Source organism: Arsenophonus sp. ENCA (assembly GCF_002287155.1).
GTDB classification, from domain to species: domain Bacteria; phylum Pseudomonadota; class Gammaproteobacteria; order Enterobacterales; family Enterobacteriaceae; genus Arsenophonus; species Arsenophonus nilaparvatae.
On record NZ_NHNG01000512.1, the window covers coordinates 1 to 4014 of the forward strand.

The following is a 4014-nucleotide window of genomic DNA, read 5'->3' on the forward strand; positions in this document are numbered from 1 at the left end:
CATAAACGATTATCTCGTAACAGCCGCTCTTTGTTGATCATTTCAAACCTTTATTCTCTAAGTTAAACCTCTTTTTATTCTCAATAGCGTGACAAAAAATGCAAGTCTCTATTCAGCAACTAGTTTAATGCATGAATTGGCATTTAATGTCGTTAAAGGTCAATATGAACTCTGGCTCATTTCCGGTCGTGGTGACATGATGTTACATCCTTTTCATATTCATGGAACCCAATTTCGGATCCTTAGCGAGAATGGTCAAGCTGTGGCTCCTCACCGACAAGGATGGAAAGATACTGTACGAGTTGATGGCGATATCAGTAAGGTGCTAGTAAAATTTGATCATGTAGCAACCCAGGCACATCCTTATATGGCACATTGTCATTTGTTAGAGCATGAAGATACCGGCATGATGGTCAGCTTTTCGGTTAGCTAAGATATTAACTATTTTATTTATGTTGTTAATCAATATTGAGTGAGGGCATTTTATCGCGTCTTTATTGTCCTTATGTTAGAATCTACGGTTTTTACTTCCATTAATGCCTAAAGTTATGAAACAAATTGTAGAAGTCATGATCTCAGAAGCGGATGTTAAACAACGTATTGATGAGATGGCAAAAGAGATTGTTAAACATTATAAATCATTGCAAGATGAGTTGGTGTTGGTTGGTCTTTTGAAAGGCTCTTTTATTTTTATGGCTGATTTATGTCGTAAAATTGATATCCCGCATGAAGTCGATTTTATGACGGTATCAAGTTATGGCAATGGGATGACTTCAACTCGCGATGTGAAAATTATTAAGGATCTGGATGAAGATATTCGCGGCAAGCATGTTCTGATTGTTGAAGATATTATTGATTCTGGTAATACACTCAAAAAAGTCCGTGAAATTCTAGAATTACGTGGTCCTAAATCTGTCGCTATTTGTACGTTATTAGACAAACCTTCTCGACGTGAAGTAGAGGTTCCTGTTGAATGGATTGGTTATGCTATTCAAGATGAATTTGTTGTTGGTTATGGTATCGACTATGCGCAGCAATATCGACATTTACCCTATATCGGGCATGTTATTTTACTAGACGATTAAACAGTAGTGTTATTTATTGGCTGAAAAAATCGAACTAATGTTCGATTTTTTGCGGTGTTTATTTTGGCTGGTTTAATTTAGCAATAGTTTGTCGATAAGTGAGTTCAAGTTGTTCACGGCTAATAGCCGTGACATCAAGATCATTGACTCTGCCATTATTTATACCATAGACCCAGCCATGAATGATGACATTTTGGCTGCGTCGCCAGGCAGATTGTATTATTGTTGAATGACCAAGATTATAAACTTGCTCGATGACATTGAGTTCACATAAACGATTTGCCCGTTCTTGCGGAGCCAGTTCACCTAAAATTGAGCTATGTTTAAACAAGATATCACGCACATGCAGTAGCCAGTTATTAATTAGGCCCTGTTCAGTATTATCAATTGCAGCTTCAATACCACCACAACCATAGTGACCACAAATGATAATGTGTTCAACCTTTAGTACGTCAACAGCATATTGGATAACAGATAGGCAATTTAAATCAGTATGTATCACCAAATTAGCGACATTGCGATGGACAAATAGATCGCCTGGTGCTGCTTTAATTAATTTTTCGGCCGGAACCCGGCTGTCAGAGCAGCCTATCCACAGAAAATGTGGATTTTGAAATTTTGCTAATTCTTTAAATAAAGAGGGATTTTCTTTGGTTACTGATTCTGACCACTGTAGATTGTTTTCAAACAGTTGTTTAATTTTTTTCATCATAATTCACGTGGATTAGTTATGTTTAACTGCGATAATAATCATATACAAGATCAATTTATTTTTTAATATTTACTAGCTGTTAGTTATAGTTTAATTGAAAAAGATTGCTAATGGTGTGATTTATTATCATGTATGGAATAAAAATAGATAAGAAAGGTTTTTTATGACTTATGCTTTAGAACTGCTTCAGCTTACAAAAACCTATCCTGGTGGTGTGAAAGCATTAACCGGCATTGATTTACAGGTTGAGGTAGGTGATTTTTATGCCTTATTAGGACCTAATGGTGCGGGTAAGTCAACGACAATTGGTATTATCAGTTCATTAGTCAATGAAACGAGCGGTAAAGTGAGAGTGTTTGGTTATGATCTCGATAAAGACGTGGTGAATGTTAAGCGTCAATTGGGACTAGTGCCACAAGAGTTTAATTTTAATCCGTTTGAAACGGTATTACAGATAGTGCTGAATCAAGCAGGTTATTATGGGGTTCCGCGTTCCTTAGCCTTGTCTCGGGCAGAAATGTATCTTTCTCAACTGGCTTTGTGGAATAAACGTAATGAGCCTGCGCGAGATCTCTCCGGTGGCATGAAACGGCGTTTAATGATTGCTCGCGCATTAATGCATCAACCAAAGTTATTAATTTTGGATGAGCCAACCGCAGGGGTCGATATTGAGCTGCGCCGTTCAATGTGGAGTTTTTTAAAGACTTTAAATGCGCAAGGCACCACCATTATTTTAACGACCCATTATCTGGAAGAAGCGGAAATGTTATGTCGTAATATTGGTATTATTCAATATGGAGAATTGATTGAGAATACTAGTATGAAAAAACTACTCAATCAGTTGGAGTCAGAGACGTTTATTTTTGATTTGGCGCCAAAGAGTCCTATTCCTACATTAGATGGTTATAAATTCAGGTTGGTGGATACTTCAACACTAGAAGTCGATGTATTTCGAGATCAAGGCCTGAATGGTTTATTTAGCCAATTTTCTGAGCAAGGAATACAGATAACCAGTATGCGTAATAAGGTAAATCGTTTGGAGGAATTATTTGTTGGTTTAATGAATAAACAGCATCCACTATCGATAAAGCAAGGGGAAAATAGATGACTCACCTCTACTGGGTGGCGATGAAAACCATCTGGATCAAAGAAATAACACGTTTTGCGCGTATTTGGGTACAAACTTTACTACCACCAGTGATCACTATGTCACTCTATTTTATTATCTTTGGTAGTTTAATTGGTTCAAGAATTGGCAATATGGATGGCGTGAATTACATGCAGTTTATTGTTCCTGGCTTGATTATGATGTCGGTGATCACTAACGCTTATGCTAATGTTTGCTCTTCTTTTTTTGGTGCAAAATTCCAAAAAAGCATTGAAGAGTTGCTGGTTGCACCAGTTCCTACCCATATTGTGATAATTGGTTTTGTTGGCGGTGGGGTTGCTAGAGGGGTATTGGTTGGTTTTTTGGTCACTCTGGTTTCGCTCTTTTTTGTCCCATTACATATTTATTCATTATGGGTGGTAATTATTACTGTATTAATGACAGCAATTTTATTCTCATTAGCTGGATTGGTGAACGCGATATTTGCCAAAACATTCGATGATATTAGTATTATTACTACCTTTGTCTTAACACCATTAACGTATTTAGGTGGTGTTTTTTATTCTTTGTCACTTTTGCCTGAATTTTGGCAAATGGTATCTAAGCTTAATCCGATTGTCTATATGATCAGTGGGTTACGTTATGGATTTCTTGGCATTAGCGATGTTGAATTATCTATTACCTTATCGGTGTTAGTGATTTTCATTGTTATCTTATATGCTATAACTTGGTACTTAATTGAAAAAGGACGAGGATTAAGAACGTAATTACTAGTGCACAGTGCGATAAATGTATAAGGAATTGCGCTATTTTTTAGCGCTTCCGCTGCATTATCTTTATGTTGCTGTCATGGTTTTTATTTTTTCTGATAATGTTGGTTAGTTTTATAGATAATGGTAAAAGTTTATGATGGTGTGTCGTATGGCAGGCGTAAATAAAAATAATAAAAAAATTCAGCTTAAGGGCACCTCGAAAAACCTAAGCCGAGTTTGATTTTGCTGATAAAGTTATCGGAAGCTGGTCTACTGAGCTAACCACCATGAAGAAACGCAGCGCCATTAAGAATGACCTCTTTGCAAACCAGTATCACCAACAGACGATCGACAAGT

4 protein-coding genes and 1 pseudogene are annotated in these 4014 nt (G+C 36.8%); 4 read left to right on the forward strand and 1 reads right to left on the reverse strand.

The window, feature by feature from the left end:
* Window positions 1-139: 139 nt before the first annotated feature.
* Both CBG25_RS13395 and hpt read left to right on the forward strand, forming a co-directional pair.
* Window positions 140-433 (forward strand): annotated as a pseudogene (locus CBG25_RS13395) (multicopper oxidase domain-containing protein); the annotation flags it as partial.
* A 115-nt stretch (window positions 434-548) separates the two neighbouring features.
* A complete protein-coding gene (gene hpt / locus CBG25_RS13400) occupies window positions 549-1085 on the forward strand; it encodes a hypoxanthine phosphoribosyltransferase (RefSeq protein ID WP_290607230.1) in 537 nt (178 codons plus the stop codon).
* A 58-nt stretch (window positions 1086-1143) separates the two neighbouring features.
* On the opposite strand, the gene can is transcribed toward hpt, so the two are convergent.
* A complete protein-coding gene (gene can / locus CBG25_RS13405; RefSeq protein ID WP_290607231.1) occupies window positions 1144-1797 on the reverse strand; it encodes a carbonate dehydratase in 654 nt (217 codons plus the stop codon).
* 163 nt (window positions 1798-1960) lie between these two features.
* Between can and CBG25_RS13410 the strand changes: the two genes are divergently transcribed.
* Together CBG25_RS13410 and CBG25_RS13415 are read left to right on the forward strand one after the other, a co-directional pair.
* Window positions 1961-2905: an ABC transporter ATP-binding protein gene (locus tag CBG25_RS13410; RefSeq protein ID WP_290607233.1), complete on the forward strand. Its 945-nt coding sequence runs from the start codon at window positions 1961-1963 to the stop codon at window positions 2903-2905.
* Window positions 2902-3672 carry an ABC transporter permease gene (locus CBG25_RS13415; RefSeq protein ID WP_290607235.1) on the forward strand — a complete coding sequence of 257 codons (771 nt, stop codon included), beginning with the start codon at window positions 2902-2904 and terminating at the stop codon, window positions 3670-3672. Before CBG25_RS13410 ends, CBG25_RS13415 begins: the two co-directional genes overlap by 4 nt.
* The last annotated feature ends 342 nt before the right edge of the window (window positions 3673-4014 follow it).